This window comes from Pararhizobium sp. LjRoot235 (assembly GCF_964254145.1).
In the GTDB taxonomy this organism is placed as follows: domain Bacteria; phylum Pseudomonadota; class Alphaproteobacteria; order Rhizobiales; family Rhizobiaceae; genus Pararhizobium.
Genome location: NZ_CAXUSP020000001.1, coordinates 86,971 through 104,829 on the forward strand (window position 1 = coordinate 86,971; position 17,859 = coordinate 104,829).

Annotated in this window: 15 protein-coding genes and 1 tRNA gene; 13 read left to right on the plus strand and 3 right to left on the minus strand. The window is 59.7% G+C overall.

The genetic code is table 11. From position 1 onward, the window contains the following. The first annotated feature begins 260 nt into the window (after positions 1 to 260). Positions 261 to 2,129: a hypothetical protein gene (locus ACSQ2Z_RS00455; protein WP_436079396.1), complete on the plus strand. Its 1,869-nt coding sequence runs from the start codon at positions 261 to 263 to the stop codon at positions 2,127 to 2,129. A gap of 86 nt (positions 2,130 to 2,215) precedes the next feature. Here ACSQ2Z_RS00455 and rpsA read toward each other — a convergent pair whose 3' ends face one another. The 3 genes from rpsA to ACSQ2Z_RS00470 form a co-directional block, all read right to left on the minus strand. Then, entirely contained in the window at positions 2,216 to 3,919 is a 1,704-nt protein-coding gene (gene rpsA / locus ACSQ2Z_RS00460) for a 30S ribosomal protein S1 (RefSeq protein ID WP_436079397.1), read from the minus strand. A gap of 122 nt (positions 3,920 to 4,041) precedes the next feature. Further along, complete coding sequence (gene cmk, locus ACSQ2Z_RS00465) at positions 4,042 to 4,674, minus strand: (d)CMP kinase (protein ID WP_436079398.1); 633 nt, start codon at positions 4,672 to 4,674, stop codon at positions 4,042 to 4,044. Then, a complete protein-coding gene (locus ACSQ2Z_RS00470; protein WP_436079399.1) occupies positions 4,671 to 5,561 on the minus strand; it encodes a hypothetical protein in 891 nt (296 codons plus the stop codon). Before ACSQ2Z_RS00470 ends, cmk begins: the two co-directional genes overlap by 4 nt. Positions 5,562 to 5,802: 241 nt before the next feature. Between ACSQ2Z_RS00470 and ACSQ2Z_RS00475 the strand changes: the two genes are divergently transcribed. The 12 genes from ACSQ2Z_RS00475 to ACSQ2Z_RS00530 all read left to right on the plus strand — a co-directional run bounded on the left by ACSQ2Z_RS00475 (position 5,803) and on the right by ACSQ2Z_RS00530 (position 17,784). Continuing rightward, positions 5,803 to 6,192 carry a TIGR02300 family protein gene (locus ACSQ2Z_RS00475; protein ID WP_436079400.1) on the plus strand — a complete coding sequence of 130 codons (390 nt, stop codon included), beginning with the start codon at positions 5,803 to 5,805 and terminating at the stop codon, positions 6,190 to 6,192. A gap of 201 nt (positions 6,193 to 6,393) precedes the next feature. Next, positions 6,394 to 6,469: transfer RNA gene (locus ACSQ2Z_RS00480), tRNA-Ala, on the plus strand. Positions 6,470 to 6,689: 220 nt separating this feature from the next. Next, positions 6,690 to 7,118 carry an OsmC family protein gene (locus ACSQ2Z_RS00485; protein ID WP_436079401.1) on the plus strand — a complete coding sequence of 143 codons (429 nt, stop codon included), beginning with the start codon at positions 6,690 to 6,692 and terminating at the stop codon, positions 7,116 to 7,118. Positions 7,119 to 7,192: 74 nt separating this feature from the next. After that, positions 7,193 to 8,500: a UDP-glucose dehydrogenase family protein gene (locus ACSQ2Z_RS00490; protein WP_436079402.1), complete on the plus strand. Its 1,308-nt coding sequence runs from the start codon at positions 7,193 to 7,195 to the stop codon at positions 8,498 to 8,500. Positions 8,501 to 8,542: 42 nt separating this feature from the next. Then, a complete protein-coding gene (locus tag ACSQ2Z_RS00495) occupies positions 8,543 to 9,547 on the plus strand; it encodes an NAD-dependent epimerase (protein ID WP_436079403.1) in 1,005 nt (334 codons plus the stop codon). Between the two features lie 304 nt (positions 9,548 to 9,851). Continuing rightward, complete coding sequence (locus tag ACSQ2Z_RS00500) at positions 9,852 to 10,268, plus strand: hypothetical protein (RefSeq protein WP_436079404.1); 417 nt, start codon at positions 9,852 to 9,854, stop codon at positions 10,266 to 10,268. A 525-nt stretch (positions 10,269 to 10,793) separates the two neighbouring features. Continuing rightward, the gene (locus tag ACSQ2Z_RS00505; RefSeq protein ID WP_436079405.1) at positions 10,794 to 11,366 is read left to right on the plus strand and encodes a hypothetical protein; all 573 of its coding nucleotides are present in this window, start codon (positions 10,794 to 10,796) and stop codon (positions 11,364 to 11,366) included. Between the two features lie 25 nt (positions 11,367 to 11,391). Next, positions 11,392 to 12,879: an O-antigen ligase family protein gene (locus ACSQ2Z_RS00510; RefSeq protein ID WP_436079406.1), complete on the plus strand. Its 1,488-nt coding sequence runs from the start codon at positions 11,392 to 11,394 to the stop codon at positions 12,877 to 12,879. After that, positions 12,876 to 13,652 (plus strand): metallophosphoesterase family protein, encoded by a 777-nt coding sequence (locus ACSQ2Z_RS00515; protein ID WP_436079407.1) that lies wholly within the window; start codon positions 12,876 to 12,878, stop codon positions 13,650 to 13,652. Before ACSQ2Z_RS00510 ends, ACSQ2Z_RS00515 begins: the two co-directional genes overlap by 4 nt. A 139-nt stretch (positions 13,653 to 13,791) precedes the next feature. Then, a complete protein-coding gene (locus tag ACSQ2Z_RS00520) occupies positions 13,792 to 15,939 on the plus strand; it encodes a GumC family protein (RefSeq protein ID WP_436079408.1) in 2,148 nt (715 codons plus the stop codon). 278 nt (positions 15,940 to 16,217) lie between these two features. Then, entirely contained in the window at positions 16,218 to 16,778 is a 561-nt protein-coding gene (locus tag ACSQ2Z_RS00525) for a transglutaminase-like cysteine peptidase (protein WP_436079409.1), read from the plus strand. Between the two features lie 313 nt (positions 16,779 to 17,091). Continuing rightward, a complete protein-coding gene (locus tag ACSQ2Z_RS00530) occupies positions 17,092 to 17,784 on the plus strand; it encodes a hypothetical protein (RefSeq protein ID WP_436079410.1) in 693 nt (230 codons plus the stop codon). The last annotated feature ends 75 nt before the right edge of the window (positions 17,785 to 17,859 follow it).

The following is a 17,859-nucleotide window of genomic DNA, read 5'->3' on the forward strand; positions in this document are numbered from 1 at the left end:
CGGCTGAATTCTCCTCGCGCCGCGCAGCATGGTTAATATTCTGTCAATCATTCTGCCCTAACATCGATCCTGAAATGCTCGGCCATTCGTGGTTCCGCAGCAGCAGCCGCAGTCTGGTATGGCCGTGAACGCGCCGTCGGGCATGCGCATGAAGCGCCCTTTTCCTTCGATATCCGCTTGGTCTCATCCGGCTCGACGGCCGATGGGCAGCGAACAGACACGATCCCTTTGGCCTCAACCCGAACCTGACGGAGATTGCGATGCTGACGCCCATTCTCACAGTCAAGACATCTGCCGCAACCGGCCAGACGGCAGCCGCGGTGGAGGCCGTGACGCCGAAGGAACAGCGCACGCATGCAGAACCTGTGAGGATTTCGGGAAGCCAGTCGGAAGCCGTCCTCAAGGTTCTCGAGACGCTGAACCGCCACCTCGTCGGTAGCGAACCACTGCCGAAGGAAGCATTGATCCGGTTACTGGACACCCTGGCAAAAGTCCTGAAATTTCCGCCGCTGCCGCAGGAAACCGTGCGTGACTTTAGCAAGCGGCTTGCAGTTTTTCTGGAGACACTGCCGCCAGCCGCGCGGCTGGCGCTGGAAAAACAACTGGGGCAGCGCGATCTGGCCATATCGATCCGGATTCTCGCGGAAGCGCTGAAGGGGCCTTCGATCATCGACGCGCCGCGTCTGCTGGAGACGTTTTTCACCCCGGCAACGGTCGCGCGGCCAGCGACCGGCCAGCCGGAGGGACGGCCGGCTGCGACAGGGACCATGCCACCGGAAACCGGGACAGGTCGCCCGACAGCGCAGCCGCAGTCTGCGGCACCGGCGACAGTGAGCGATTCCGGCATGCTGCAGGCGGTCCTGAAGAAGGCCTTTGGTGACGAAGGAGAGACCACGGCGCCAGCTGTTGTTGCGGAGGAGGGCGAAGGCGGGGAACAAACGGCCGAATCGCAAACACCGCGCGGTAGCGACACAGCTGCTGCAGGCGCGCAGCGCCTAGCCAAGGCGAATTCCGAGACGATCCCCTTGCTGCGGGCCGCCGCTGCCTTTCTCGCCGCGGATTCGGAGGCTCTGTCGCTGGTGGCCGCCATTGCCACGGGCGACATCGATAGCCAGACAAAAGCCGATCTGGAGCAGGAATTGGGATTCGATCTCTCAGAGCAAACGGGGCAGATCGAAACACCGCAACAGCCGATCCAAGCCGAATCCTTTGCTGCGGAAGGCGCGCAGGAGCCCACATCAGGAACGGCAACAGGCGAGAACACCGCATCCTCCGAGACCGGTTCCGCTTCGCGGCAGGCCGCGCCGGCGGTAGCCGATCTCCTGCCAGCGACCGCCGCCGAACCGGACGTCCGGACGGAAATCATCCAGTCCGCCGACATGCAGCCGCATCGCGGCGAGGTCGAAGATTTCAAGGGCGACGGTCCCGGAGAATGGGACCTGCACACAGAACTGGAGGAGCGCCCCTTTGCGCCGGTGGCCGAGGCGCAATCCGCTGCATTCGAAGCCGAGACATCGCGTCCCGAAAAGATGCTTGTGGAGACACTGAAAACGCTGGTCGAGGCCAGCCTGCCGATGCCGGAAGGATCAGCAGGCACGGGGCCGCAAACGCTTTTTGCCGCGCTGGCAGGCGAGACGGCCGATATGGGCGCCGAAGCACTGTTTGCAGAACTTCAGACGGCGGACGATATCGAGCTGCCGCCGGATACGGCGCTGACCACCGGTGGCTTCGCCGAGCAACCCGAACTTGAAGCCGACACCTGGAGCGCGTTGCTCGATCCTCCGGAGGAGAAGGCGCCGAGGCGGCCGACCCATCCTTCTGCCCTGGATGAAGGCGGGCGCGAGGCCCAGATACCCCGGCCGCCGGAAACGGGCATTGCACGAGATGCCATCCCCTTCGCGATGATCCCCTATTTGCCCACAAAAACCGTGGAGACGCGGAGCGTCAAGGAAGAAGAGGAACAACCGTCCTTTGCCGAGGACGAGCAGCGGGACGAGCGCGGAGAAAGCAATGATCAGGGGCACGAAAACGAGCATCACGCCGCAGGAAACGAGGTGGCCAGCCAAGAGGACGAAACGGCAACCGCCGATGCCTACGATGTCTACAAACGCATGGGCGGGCTCGTCTGACTGAACAGCTGGCGCCGCAGACCAGGACACGAAAAAGCCCGCGGAAATCGCTCTCCGCGGGCTTCTTTATTCGTAAGGCCTAAGGCTTATTCGCCGCCGCGGTTCTTCAGAGCCGCACCGAGGATGTCGCCGAGCGAAGCGCCCGAGTCGGACGAACCGAACTGTGCGACAGCTTCCTTCTCTTCAGCGATTTCAAGCGCCTTGATCGACAGCATGACCTTGCGGTCCTTCTTGGAGAAGTTGGTGACGCGGGCGTCAACAACCTGACCAACGGAGAAACGCTCCGGACGCTGCTCGTCGCGGTCACGCGACAGATCGGCACGGCGGATGAACGAGATGAGGTCTTCGTGGTTGACGAGCTTCACTTCGATGCCACCGTCGTTGATGGCGATGACTTCGCACGAGACGACGGCGTTCTTGCGCAGGTCGCCGGAAGCGGCGGCGTCGCCGACCGCATCCTTGCCGAGCTGCTTGATGCCGAGCGAGATGCGCTCCTTCTCGACGTCCACATCGAGAACGACAGCCTTGACGACGTCGCCCTTGTTGTATTCCTCGATGACCTGTTCGCCCGGACGGTTCCAGTCGAGGTCGGAGAGGTGCACCATGCCGTCGACGTCGCCGTCGAGACCAATGAACAGGCCGAATTCGGTCTTGTTCTTGACTTCGCCTTCAACTTCGGTGCCAGCCGGATGGCTGTGCGCGAAGGCCTGCCACGGGTTCTCGAGCGTCTGCTTGAGGCCGAGCGAGATGCGGCGCTTGGTCGGGTCGACTTCGAGAACGACAACGTCGACTTCCTGCGTCGTGGACAGGATCTTGCCGGGGTGTACGTTCTTCTTGGTCCAGGACATTTCGGAGATGTGGATCAGGCCTTCGATGCCCGGCTCCAGCTCTACGAATGCACCGTAGTCGGTGATGTTGGTGACGGTACCGGAGATCTTCTTGCCAACCGGGTACTTGGCACCGATGCCATCCCACGGATCCGACTCGAGCTGCTTCATGCCGAGCGAGATGCGGTGGGTTTCCTGGTTGATGCGGATGATCTGAACCTTGACCTGCTGGCCGATGTTCAGGATTTCCGACGGATGGTTGACGCGGCGCCATGCCATGTCGGTGACATGCAGCAGGCCGTCGATGCCGCCGAGGTCAACGAACGCACCGTAATCGGTGATGTTCTTGACGACGCCGTCAACAACCTGGCCTTCTTCGAGGTTCTGGACGATTTCCGAACGCTGTTCAGCGCGCGATTCTTCGAGAACCGTGCGGCGCGACACGACGATGTTGCCACGGCGCTTGTCCATCTTGAGGATTTCGAAGGGCTGCGGGTTGTGCATCAGCGGCGTGACGTCGCGGATCGGACGGATGTCGACCTGGGAGCGCGGCAGGAAGGCAACGGCACCATCCAGATCGACGGTGAAACCACCCTTGACCTGGTTGAAGATGACACCTTCGACGCGTTCGCCGGCTTCGAACTTGACTTCGAGGCGGACCCAGCTCTCTTCGCGGCGAGCCTTCTCGCGCGACAGAACAGCTTCGCCCAGCGCGTTTTCGATGCGCTCGACGTAAACTTCGACCTCATCGCCGACCTTCAGCGTGCCGTCCTTGGCCTTGGCGCCGAATTCCTTCAGAGCGATGCGGCCTTCGACCTTCAGACCGACGTCGACGATCGCGACGTCCTTCTCGATGGCCGTAACAATACCCTTGGTGACGTAGCCTTCGGCAAGATCCTGCGTGGCAAAGGATTCCTGCAGCAGAGCGGCGAAATCGTCGCGGGTGGGGTTAGCTTGAGACATGAATACTCCTGATGTGCCTTCATATGGGGCACAGGCGCCGGGGGTTGGTGTTGAACCTGTCCGAAAACCATCCGCTCCCATTCAGATGAGGAGCAAATCCGGCGCGGGGATGGTGTCTCGAACTATTTCTTCAATGCGGCATCGATGATGCTCTTCGCCGCCAAGAATGCGGCCTCTATACTCATTTCGGACGTATCTAGCAAGTGCGCGTCGTCGGCCGGGCGAAGCGGACTGTCGGCGCGGCCCATGTCGCGCTCGTCGCGCTTGACGATGTCGGCGAGGATCTCCAGATAATCGGCCGGAACGCCGTTTGCGACGATCTCGTCGAAGCGGCGGCGCGCGCGCACTTCGGGGGATGCCGTGACATAGAGCTTCACTGGCGCATCCGGGCAGACAACCGTGCCGATGTCGCGGCCGTCGAGCACCGTGCCCGGCTCACGCTTCGAAAAGGCACGCTGCGCCTCGACCAGCGCCTGGCGGACGAGCGGCATCACCGCGATCTTCGAGGCGGCCTCGCCGACCGAATGGACCGACAGCACGGAACGATCGAGCCCGGCAAGCTCAACCTCGCGCGCCATCTCCTCAGCCAGCAGTTCGTCATCGAGCGGCAGGCCCGCATCGATGAGCGCCTTGGCCGTGGCGCGATAGGTCAGCCCGGTATCGAGGTGATGAAAGCCGTAGTCCTTGGCAATCCGTCGCGAAAGGGTTCCCTTGCCCGCCGCCGCGGGTCCGTCGATGGCGATGATGAATGTCATTCTGCTACCTGGAAGTGGATGTGATCGTCGTGGCGGGCCGCCCTGCAGCCCTGGAATCTTACAATACCGTCGTCTACCGCAAGCCTTTTCGCAAGGTGCGGTTCGATGAATATCTTCTCGACACCCATTTTTCGGCCATCGGAGGACAGCCACTGAACCGCTGCCTTCGTCCGCTCTTCGTCCAGATGCCAATCAGCAAAAAGAGGTTGAAGAAATCCGAGGTTCCAGCGGAAGGTCAATAGATCGTTGCGCCCGTCACAGGGAAGCGGGGCGCCGGCACTGGCCTGTTCGAACGCGAAATTGCCGATCGGCGACCGCGTTCGTCCGTTCATCGCGGCTTTTCCTCGGTAATAGAACGCTATGTCCAGCTTCCGTCCGTCATTATGCGAAAGGTGCGGAAGAAGCGGGAAGCCGTCCAGAAACGGAAAATTGGCATCGAGCGCCAGCGTAACCGTCCCAGGAAATGCCCCCGCCATATGCCGGGACAGCGCATCGGCGACGCGCAGCACGTCACCGGTCACGTAATTTCGGTTAAGAACGCAGTAGAGAGGAGATTGGAGCTTTAGCGGCGTGTTCCCGCTGAAACATGGCAGTGGAACCCGACCGAACAGGGGAGCCACCTGGTGCGCAGCAACGGTCGCCGCCGCATAGAGGCTGAGAAACACCGCCAGCCAGGCCAAGCGGCCCGGGATTTTTGCGACGCAGGATACACCGATCGTTGCGAGGAAGACGATCCCACCGATCTGCGTCAGCAACGTCAAGACGACAAGGAAAAGAACCTTGCGAGCGAGCGCGGCGCCGGCCCTATAACTCCGTTTTTCGTTGACGACGTTCACAATCAAGCCCGTCATACTCTTCGTTACGCACAGCACCGCCCTGCGTTCCATTCCGCAAGCGAAGGGCGGCTTTGCAGCGGCAAGGCTTGCTATCGGCCCGTTTCGAGCGCTGCCTAACACAATGGAGCCGAACGGTCATCCTATCCCCAAAGAAAAGCGCGCAGCTGTCTTGGCAAGTTAGGCTTTGACAGATCAGGCCAAGACGATTATGGGGACCGGCTAATTCATTTCACGTTCAACGCCGGTATTCCGGCAAATGCCGGTAACCCCGGCCATTCAAGAGGCTTTGACTGTGGCAAAAGCGGAACTTGGAACAAAACGCATCGATCCGGAAACAGGCCGTAAGTTCTACGACCTGAACAAGGATCCGATCGTTTCTCCCTACACCGGCAAATCCTACCCGTTGTCCTTCTTCGAAGAGACCTCCGTCGCCAAGGTGCTGGAAAAGGCTGCCGAGGAGGACGAGATCCAGGAAGTCGATACCGAGAACCCGGAAGTCGAGCTCGTCTCGCTCGAGGATGCCGACAGCGAAGCAGGCAGCGGCGACGATCTGCCGGATCTGGGCGATGACGATGTCGAGATCGAAGGTGACGACGACGACACCTTCCTCGAGCAAGATGACGAAGACGAAGACGGCCTTTCCGATCTGATCGGCGTTTCGGACGACGACGACGAGGTCTAAACCTCTCATAATTCACGCAAATGGCGTCCGCGCGGGGTTTCGACCGGCACGCGGACGCAAGTTCCGGGCTCATTCGATAAAATCTCGCCCGCTTGTGTTTTTCGGCTTGCCATCTGCAAAAAGCAGAAGTATGAAGCCGCCACCCGGCCGAACGAACAGTTCGGACGGACTTCCCGGAACCGGCATCGCCGGACCCAAAATGGGGCTATAGCTCAGCTGGGAGAGCGCTTGCATGGCATGCAAGAGGTCAGCGGTTCGATCCCGCTTAGCTCCACCATTCTCTTTCCTTATCCATCGAAGACTCTTGCGTGGCAGATCTGGGCGGAATTAAATAAATTGCTGCCTGCATTAGGCGGAGACCCTCCCTCCAATAGCTCGCCGCCATCGTAGATTACTGTCTTGCTGCCGATTTCGTTCTTCGATTTGCCGCAAACGTTGTTTCGACTGATAGTCCCGTCTGAAGCGGATTATCTCTGGCGCGCAGGAAAGGACAGGACATGACGGACTTGAAGACACGATCCCGGCCGACAGGGGCAACCGCCGTTCTGGGCCGCACTGGATTTCCGCATATTACGTCAGCAACCGGGGGCGAACTCGGCATCGTCACCGGCCCGTCGCAGCAAGGCTTCAATCCGCTCGACCTGCTTTACGCGTCGCTGTCCGCCTGCCTCACGATGAGTGCCCGCATCGCGGCAAGCCAGATGGGCGTTCTCGACAGGGTGACGGAAATCAGCGCAGAAGTCACCGGCGAAAAGGCGACGGAAGGACTTTCGCGGGTTCAGACATTCAACATCCTCTTCACGATCAAGGGCGACATCGACGATGAGACGCGCAACGCCATTGCGCGGGCGGCGGAAGAGGAAATCTGCACTGTCAGCAACACGATCCGCGGCAATCCCGATTTCTCGACGACCGTATCCGTTTAGCTCTTCAAACTCCGCCCATTGGCAACCCGCGCGTGTTTGACTATGAGTGCATCCGAGCAATTCTGGAGTATGTCATGAAAATCACGATGATCGGCGCCGGTTATGTCGGGCTTGTCTCCGGTGTCTGTTTTGCGGATTTCGGCCATGAGGTGGTCTGCATCGACAAGGACGCGAGCAAGATCGAGGCGCTCACCGCCGGCCGCATTCCGATCTTCGAGCCGGGCCTGGAACAGCTGGTTGCCAACAACGTCAAGGACGGGCGTCTGAGCTTCAGCTCCGCTCTGGCGACCAGCGTCGCGCAAAGCGACGTGATCTTCATTGCGGTCGGCACGCCCTCGCGGCGCGGCGATGGCCATGCCGACCTTTCCTATGTCTATGATGCCGCCCGCGAGATCGCCGCCCATGTGACCGGCTTCACCGTCATCGTCACCAAGTCGACGGTTCCGGTCGGCACTGGCGACGAGGTTGAGCGGATCATGCGCGAGACCAATCCGGACGCCGACATCGCCGTCGTCTCCAATCCGGAATTTTTGCGCGAGGGTGCTGCGATCGACGACTTCAAGCGGCCGGACCGCATCGTCATCGGACTCAACGACGAGCGCGCCCGCGGCGTCATGACCGAGGTCTATCGACCGCTCTATCTCAACCAGTCACCGCTGCTCTTCACCACGCGGCGCACCTCCGAGCTGATCAAATATGCCGGCAACGCCTTCCTCGCCATGAAGATCACCTTCATCAACGAGATGGCCGACCTTTGCGAAAAGGTCGGTGCCAATGTCCAGGAGGTCGCCCGCGGCATAGGGCTGGACGGTCGCATCGGTTCGAAATTCCTGCATGCGGGGCCCGGCTATGGCGGCTCCTGCTTCCCGAAGGACACGCTGGCGCTAGTCAAGACGGCGCAAGATCATGATAGCCCGGTGCGGCTGATCGAAACCACCGTCGCCGTCAACGACAACCGCAAGCGGGCGATGGGCCGCAAGGTGATCGCAGCGGCCGGCGGCGATGTGCGCGGCAAGAGGATCGCCGTGCTCGGCCTCACCTTCAAGCCCAACACCGACGACATGCGCGACAGCCCGGCGATTGCCATCATCCAGGCGCTGACCGATGGCGGCGCCATCGTCACCGGCTATGATCCGGAAGGCATGGAGAATGCGCGAAACGTCATCGACAGCATCGCCTATGCCGACAGCCCCTACACGGCGGCGGAAGGCGCCGACGCACTCGTTATCGTCACGGAATGGAACGAGTTCCGCGCGCTCAACCTCGGTCGGTTGAAATCGTCGATGAAGAACCCCGTGCTTGTCGATCTCAGAAACATCTATCACCGGGACGAAGTGACCAAGCACGGTTTCAGCTATACGAGCATCGGCCGGCCGGTATAACCGCGGCATCTCGATCGACGGCAGGCAAAGCAAGGAGCCGGTATGCGCTATCTGATCACAGGAACGGCTGGTTTCATCGGATTCCACCTGGCCAAGCGGCTGCTCGATGACGGCCATTTCGTCACCGGCTTCGACGGCATGACCCCCTACTACGATGTCCGGCTGAAGGAGCGGCGCCATGCCATCCTTTCCCGCTCGAACGGCTTCCGGCCGGTGATCGGCATGCTGGAGGACGCTGGCGCGCTGCAGACGGCCGCGGAGATTGGCGAGCCGGACGTCATCGTCCACCTCGCAGCCCAAGCCGGCGTCCGTTACAGCCTTGAAAACCCCAAGGCCTATGTCGATTCCAACCTGATCGGTTCATGGAATATCCTTGAACTGGCCAAAGCCGTGCAGCCCAAGCACCTTTTGCTTGCCTCCACCTCGTCGATCTACGGGGCCAACGAGAAAATCCCGTTTGCCGAGACCGACCGGGCCGACGAGCCGATGACGCTCTATGCCGCCACCAAGAAATCGGCCGAGCTGATGGCGCATAGCTATGCCCATCTCTACGGCGTGCCGACCACCGCTTTCCGCTTCTTCACGGTCTACGGACCCTGGGGACGCCCGGACATGGCGCTGTTCAAATTCGTCGATTGCATCCTCAACGGTCGGCCGATCGAGATTTATGGCGAAGGCCGTATGAGCCGCGACTTCACCTATATCGACGACCTCGTCGAAGGCATCGTCCGTTTGATGAGCGTCGTGCCGGCGGCGGAAAATCGCATCGGCGACATCGATACGCTGTCGCGGCACGCGCCGTTTCGCGTCGTCAATATCGGCGGCGGACAGCCGGTGGAACTGATGCGTTTCGTCGAGACGGTCGAGGCCGCTGTCGGCAGACCGGCGATCCGTATGATGCTGCCGATGCAGCAGGGGGATGTTCCGAGAACCTTTGCCGCCCCGGACCTTCTGAAGGCGCTGACGGGCTTCACGCCATCCATATCGGTAGAGGAAGGTGTGAAACGCTTCGTCGCCTGGTATCGGGCGGAGATGATCAGCGCCTGAGAATGACCAGGCTCGATCCGCCATTCCGCCGAATCATCAAACGAACCGGCACGGACAGAAACGTATGGATCTGCTGGAACAAAGTCTCCGAGAATATCGCACCGCACATATTCTGTTGCTGCGGTGCATCCTTGGCCCACTTTCGAAAGCGCGTTTGCCAGCGGCTCGCGTCCATTGGCCCGATAATGACTTGACACGAGCCTTAAGAAACTCCTAATCTACTCCAAAATCTAATTAATTTTCCGGGGCGGATTTCCCAAGTCCGATCCATTTAACCAAGTCCAATCCATTTAAGGGGTTCATTATGTTTAAACGGTCTTTGCTGATTTCGACACTCGCGCTTTGCGCTTCCGTTTCTTTCGCACATGCACAGGCAGCACCGTCTGCAGCTGCCATTTCGGGCCTCACCACCTGCACAAGCGACTGCGTTACCGAGGCACAGAGCCTTGTTGATGCAATCAACGCCATGCCGGCTGGTCCGGAAAAGGACAGGCTCCTTCTCTCGCTGGTCAAGGCGGTTGGTACTCTCGCCATTGCAAATCCGGAACTCTCTGTAGCTCTTGGCGGTATCGCCGCGTCGGCTCAGGCAGGATTGAGCCCGGCGGCGGCGGCGGCGTTGCCATTTGTTGCGCAGGTGGTGGCCGCTCTCAGCGCCGGCACCCCCGGTTCGGCGACGGCCGCTCTCGGCGCGCCGAGCTTGGGCGACGATCCGGCGAGCTGATTTTACGAACGGTCTGGTTATCGGCTTTGAAAAGGCGCCTTGCGGGGCGCTTTTTTATGCTGTTGTTCTGCGGTCCGCATGGGTCGCGGAATGTCGTTGCGTGTGTGGTGCGCCATTCCCGCAGTGGCACAATTGTCATTGCTCTGACCGGCGCTTGATGCTGCAAGGTTCGTAATGTCGGACAGTAATATATACCATTGACATAAAATTGAAGACGCAAGCCTCGCCCAACTCCCCGCTGCTACGGTAAACCCATGTGCTCGAACCCGTTGATCCGATTGCACGTTCACAATTGCTTAGGCGACATTTCGGCTGCGGTTTTCGGCCACAAACCACAATCTGGGCGGCAGGCATGAAATTTTTCAGTAGCGTCCGGGCTCGACCACTCGACAAACATCGATGCCGGAGAGACCCCGCCAGAGACGGCGCGCCATGGTGAAGCAGAGAAAATGGATTGCGATGGCATGTTGCTTGCTGATTTCGGCGGCGAGCGGATACGGCCTGTGGCGTGAACTGGCGCCATTTATGGCCAGACCCATCGAGCAGGCGCTAACCCCAGCCGTATTTGCTGACGAAGATTTCGGCTTCGGCCTTTCGTCCTATTCGAAGACGCTGGTCATGAAGGACTGTCTCCGCATCGCGCTGGCCTACAGGGATATCGACATGATCGATGAAGCGGCGCGCGATGTGGTGTCGAAATGCGCCGCACGGGCCTCTGATATCGTTGCCGCGACGCCGACGGATTCCTTCGCCTGGCTGGTGCGTGCCGCCGCATCGGTTCGCCTGCTTGCCAGAGACGAGTTCAACGCCGCGTTGAGGCAATCGCAATTGACCGGTCCCAATGAGCAGTGGATCGCCCATTTTCGCGTCAATCTGGCGGAGACCTATTTTGCGCAGCTGAGCGCCGAGACCATCAAATCGGAAGCCGCCGACCTGAAACTGCTCGCGAGCAGCGAAAGGGGTGTCAAACTCATTGCCCAACGCTATGTCTCCAACCCGGATTTCCGGGCGCGAATCACTGCCATCGTCGAAACGATGCCGCCGGACCGGCAGATCGCCTTTCTGGGAAACGTCAAGAAATCGATGGGCAAGCGATGATCCGGGTTCCAGTTTTGCGGCATCCATGCCAAGACCTGCTTGGAACACCGGCACAGGATCAGCGCGCATCCGCGCCGGCACAAGAATGGCAGGCCTTGAGACCATGAAGAAGACGGCGCGCTACCACTCAGACCGCTTCCGGCTAAACAATCAGTTGATGTGGCCCATTCTTCTGGTTCTGTTCCTGTCGCCCTTCGCGTTCGGAAGTACCAAGCCCTCCTTCTGGCTGCTATGGTCCATGCTCATCTCGCTGTGCGGCGCCGTTCTCTTTGGCCGCATGGCGCTGTCCAACGCCCGGTTCAGGATCGCGCCGCGCAATCTGTCGGTGCTGTTCGGACTTTTTTCCCTTTTCGGCGCCTATATGATCGTCCAGGCGCTCCCGCTCGGTGCTTTGTCTCCGGCGGTTACCAGCATTGCCGATCCGAGCATCATCATCACCGTCGATACGATCAGCCTGACGCCGCACGACACAACCCTTGCGCTCGCGCGCTGGGCAACCTACGGCCTGCTTTTCTTCCTGGTGCTGCAAATCACCAGCAACCCGCAGCGCGCTCACGCCTTCATCAAGCTCATCTATTGGATCATCGTCATCCACGCCGTCGTCGGGCTGCTGTTCCTCGTGCAGTTTGGCGACACGATCCTTGGCATTCCGAAGTGGAAATATTTCGGCTCGGCGCTGGGCGGCTTCATCAATCGAAATTCGTTTGCCACCTTCCTTGCCTTCGGCAGCGTGCTTGGCATCAACCTGATGATCGACCGGATGACCGAGGAGGCCTCGGGAAAAGGCGACAACTCGATTTTTGGGACCTATCTCGGCAAGGGTGGCGTCGTCACCATCGGTCTTGGCTGGCTGGTCGTGGTCATCGCGCTTGTCGCGACAAACTCCCGCATGGGTCTCTTTGCCGCCTGTTGCGGCATGATTGCCTCGGTCGCTCTGGCGCTTGCCAAGAAGACCGCCGGTACCAACAAGGCCGGCATATGGATTCTGTTGCTCGTCATCCCCGTAATGGTTGGTCTCGGCATGTTTGGCTACGGCGCGATCTTTCTGGAGCGCCTCGGCCAAATCGGAGATTCTTCCGAGGTTCGAATGCAACTGTACCAACAGGTCCTGCAGATGATCGAAACCCGTCCCCTGCTCGGGTTCGGCGGCAATAGTTTCGAATATGCCTATCCGCTGTTTCATCAGGCGCCGGTCAGCGTCGATCTCGTCTGGAACCTGGCGCACTCCACCTATCTGGCACTCTGGGCCGAATACGGCCTGGTCTTTGGCAGCCTGCCGCTGCTGATCGTTGGTATCATTGTGTTTCAGTTGGGAGCGGCCTATGTCAAGGCGCCGGGTCAGGACATGCTGATACGCTGCGGTCTTTGCGTCATCCTGGTCGGCGCCGTACATTCGCTGGTCGATTTCAGCCTCGAGATCGAGGCCGTGACACTCGCGTTCGTCGCCATTGTCGCCACGGCATGGGCGCGGCAGTTCGAACTCACAAGCGCCGGCGAGAGGGGCGGGTCATGATCCGCGGCATCGTCGACTTTCTGCGCGGTAGCATAGACACAACAGCACCCTCGCAACGGCAAAAGCTCTTTTTCGAAGGTGGCCCGGATCACATCTATGCCGTCGGCGACGTGCACGGATGCGACGATCTTCTCGGCCGGCTGGAAGATTTGATCTTCGAGGACTGTCGCAAGCATGACGGTTCCAAATGGCTGATCATGCTCGGCGACTACGTGGACCGCGGACCAAAATCGGCCTCGGTGCTCGATCGGCTGATAGCCAAGCCGCGTGCGGACATCAAGCGCTTCTGCCTAGCCGGCAATCATGAGGACGTGATGCTCGATTTCCTGCGCAATCCGTCTTCCACTCATCAATGGCTGGACTTCGGCGGACTTGAGACGCTCTATTCCTACGGCCTGCACAAGCTGCCGGCCAATCGCCAGGCACTGAAGAACCTGCTGCAATCGCGCATTCCGGACGAACACGTCGCCTTTCTCGAATCCCTGCCATCGATGCTGAGCATCCCAGGATTCTGTTTTGTCCATGCCGGTCTTCGCGATGGGGTGCCGCTCGACGAGCAGGTCGATGCAGACCTGTTGTGGCTACGACCTGGAGCAGTTGGAAAACCCGCAGAGACAAATGGCATCATCGCGATCCACGGCCACACGCCGGTCGCTAAAGTCGAAGTAGGTCCGGCGCGGGTCAATGTCGATACCGGCGCCTATATGAGCGGAATATTGTCCGCAGTGCGACTTTCTCGCCGCAGTGCGCCAAAGATCATTCAGTGCAGTTAATGATGATTGAACTTGGCAATTGTCGGCCGTCCGTAATCTGCTAGAAATACTGCAGTGCATGCTGCAATGCAGCAAATCAAATAACTTTAAATTTTTTTACAGTAACGGCGACAGCTGTTCAGATAATGGTTGTGTGCAAATGGATGCAGAAATTGACCTCAAAGGCATTCTAGGGTTGATACGCCGACAACTTTGGCTGATCTTATCCACAATTGCCGCTATACTCGTCCTAGCAATTGTATTTACCTATTCCCTCACGCCAAAGTACACGGCGACATCCCTTGTTCTTGTCGACACAAGCACAAAAAATCTTCTTAATTCCGACAATATTCTTTCCAATCCCAACGCCGACAACTCGCGCGTCGAAAGCGAAGTCGGCATTCTCAAGTCCGATCGTATCCTTCTCGACGTCGTCAGCGAAAACAACCTCGTCTCCGACAGCGAGTTCGGCATCGCGGTTTCGCTGAAAGACCGGATCCTCCGCTGGCTGCGTATTCCGCTCCCGCCGGCCCCTACCGGCGAGGAGGCCCTGTCGCGCGTCCTGGCCTCGTTCAAGTCGGCCATCACCGTCGGCCGCAGTGGCCTGACCTATCTAATCACGGTCGGCGTGATTTCCAAGGACCCAGCAAAGGCGGCGAAGCTCGCCAATTCGATGAGCGAAACCTATATCCGGGACCAAATCAACGCGAAGGTGTCAGCGACCCTTACCAAACGCGATACGATCCAGAAGCAGGCGGAGGCTGCCAACGCGGCAATCGTCGAAAACGAAAAGAACTTCGATTCCTATATTACCAGCAATATCGACCGCCTGGAGAAACAGGCCAATTCACTGGGGCTGACTACGCTTCGCACCGAACTTGAGAAAGTCAACCAGGATCGGGCGGACGAGCTCAGCCGGATCGAATCGCTACAGAAGTCGCTGCAAGCACGGGATTTCTCGACGCTGGTGACGCAGGTTGGATTGGACGCTCTCAACGAATTACAGCGCCAGCGCGAAGGCCTCGCAACGCGGATCGCCGCGGCCGGCGACAGCAGCACTGAGGCCATCAGCCTGCGCGAAGAACTCGCCAAGGTCGACAAATCGCTGGCCAATGCTGCATCTCAGGAAGTCAACAACCTGCAGCAGACGGTCAATACTCACCAGCAGCGGGCAAACGAGGTTCGCCAGAAGATCCGCAGCGCGGTTCTGCAGAGCAACCTGCCGCCGGAAGTGTTGACCGAAATCTACAGCCTGCAGCAATCCTCCGAGATCGCCCGCAATCAGTACCAGACCCTTCTGGCCCGCCTGCAGGAGCTCGATGCGCAGGCTTCGCTGCAGCTGCCCGACAGCCGCGTGGTTTCGGCCGCGCTGACGCCGACCCTGCCCTCGTTCCCCAACAGCAAGGTGATCCTGGGACTGGCACTCATTGTTTCGATCGGCCTCGGCATCGGTCTTGCCATTCTGCGCGAATATTTCATCGGCGGCTTCGTCAGTGAAAACCAGATCGAAGCTGTGCTGAAAGTGCCGCTGTCGGCCATCGCCCCGCGCCAGGCGACGGATGATCATCACAAGCTGGCGAGCCCGACCTCCAGCCTGGCCGATCTCATGGTGACATCACCGCTGTCGCTCTTCAGCGAAAGTGTGCGGCGCCTTCGGCTGACGCTCGACCAGCAGGAAAGGAAGAATTCGGCGCCCAAGCGGCAGGATGGTGACGACGGTAAGATCATCATGGTCTCCTCCGCGCTTCCGGCGGAAGGAAAGTCGACGATGGCGCTGTCTCTCGCCCGCGCCTATGCGCTGACCGGCAAGCGGACGCTGCTAATCGATTGCGACCTGCGCAAGCCGAGCGTCAACAAGCATCTCAATCTCGAACCGAACCATGATTTCATCGACTATCTGCGCCAGGATCGCAGTACGGCGACGCTGACCTCACTGATCATGCGCGATCCGCTCTCCAACCTGACGGTGCTGCTCGGCGGACGGCGCAGCGACATCGCCACGGACGAACTGGTGATGAGCGAGAAAATGGGCCGGATTCTCGCCAGTGCCCGCAAGCATTTCGATTACGTCATTCTCGACACCCCGCCGGTCGAACCGGTCGTGGACGGTCTCTATCTTTCCCGTCATGCCGACATGGTCGTCTTCGTCATCAAATGGGCCAGCACGCCGCAGTCGAGCGCCAAGCGGGCCGTCGCCGCGCTCAAGGAGAACAAGAACCCGGATGCCGGCATCGTCACCCTGCTCAACCAGCAGGACCGCACCAAGATGTCGGGCAACTACAGCTATTCCGGCTACTACACCGAATAGATACCGGATATGTGCTGATCGAAGGGGCGCGACGCGCCCCTTTTTATGCCTGGAAACGGCCATGCGGTATGGCTTGCCGCGCAAAAAATCGAAACCGGTAAAATTGTATCTTTCCACTTAAGCGGGCCGAAAAACGTTCTCATGTATCGTCATGATACAGATGGACGAAACGGATGTGTTCCGCTTCGCAGCATGATGCGCCCTCCGCCTGAACCGAAATGATTTCGGTCCAACAAGAAGCCTTGGACAGAAGGCTACGGACAACAGGGACAGGAATCATGTTCAAGAAAGCAGTCATCGCATTGGCGACCATCGCAGCTCTTGGCGCCACCAGCATGTCTTCGGCCTATGCCATCAATCTCGGCTCGGCGCGCGGCGCCGTGAAGGTGCATCGCCAGACATCGGTCGCGCCGATCGCATTTTCCCTTTACTGCCTCGATCATATCGAGGAATGTACCAAGAGTTCCAAGTCGCAGGTCGCTTACACCTCGAAGATCCGCGGGCTGCTGGCCTCGGTCAACCGTTCTGTCAACCGCAGCATCCGTCCGCTGAACGAGCGCCGCGACGTCTGGTCGCTCAACCCGCGCTTCGGCGATTGCGATGACTACGTCATGACCAAACGCAGTCGTCTCATCGGTGCCGGCGTTCCCTCCAGCGCGCTGCGCGTCGCCGTGGTACGCACACCGCGTGGCGAGGGTCACGCGATCCTGCTGGTCAAAACCTCCGCCGGGGAATTTGCCCTCGACAACTTGCGCAAGACGATCGTCAAGCGCAACCAGACCGGTTACCGCTTCCTCAGCGTTGCATCGGCCGATCCAACCCGCTGGTCGGTGAACTGAGCGGAGAGGACCATCAAGGGACGGGGAAAGTGCTTGCTCCTCCCGTTCGCATCCGATCGTTGGCCGGCCAGCGACCGGTACCATGCTGTCGACGCCGCGGATTGTCGAACGGTGCCGCGACTATCGCGTACCGTCGGCTTCTCCGGACATAGGTGGTCGAATACGTGATGCCCCCAAATTGGTCTTGTTATCGCGCGATTAGCCGGCCGTCTTTTCCTCTAAATTTAGTTTTTGCGCAGATACTGAAGTCGGTTGCCCAATAGATCATCTGCGCCGTCGCAACCTTCGGGCGCTCATCGTAACAGGATTCATCATGAAACTGAAAGCTTCGCTGTGTGTCGCAGCAGTCCTGCTGCACCTTTCGGCAGCAGCCTTTCCGAACGTCGGGACCGCCTATGCGGCCGGCGGCCATAAAATGCGCTCCGCTCACTTCCTTACTACGGCGCTGGAGAAAAAGGGGTTCAAGATCGATGGCGTCCATCGCAAGGGACAAGTGTATTTCGTCAAGGTCACCGATGACGGCACCACGGCCATTCTTGCCATCGACGGCTACAGTGCCGAAATCGTCGGTTTGAAAGTTCTGGTCCTCGCACCGGGCGCCACGGCCAAGGCGCGGGGCACCGGTGGCAGCCACTTCGTCGATCTGACTTATGAATACGGATATGTAGTCGAAGAGACCGTCTACGAGGCGTCCTACGAACTGACGGTCGAAGAAATATCCGTCACCGAGGAGTACACCGAGGTAAGCTACGAGGAAAGCGAAGAGGTCACTTACGAGGAGGTCGAGGAGACGGCGGAGGCCGACCTTGACGACGGCACGGAGGAAGATGCCGCGGGTGATGCCGAGGCGGACGCCAATGACGATGCCGATGACGGCGATGCAGATGATGCCGCCGCAGATGCGGATGATGCTTCCGATGACGCCCCCGATGACGCATCGGATGACGGCGACGGCGATGATGCCGGTGACAGTGACGACGGCGGTGGAGACGATTCTGCCGAGTAATCTGTCCAACATCAGCGGCTCCCATCACGCTCCGCGTATGGGCGCCGCTGGCAGGCTCGCGGATGGGCTTCGCTA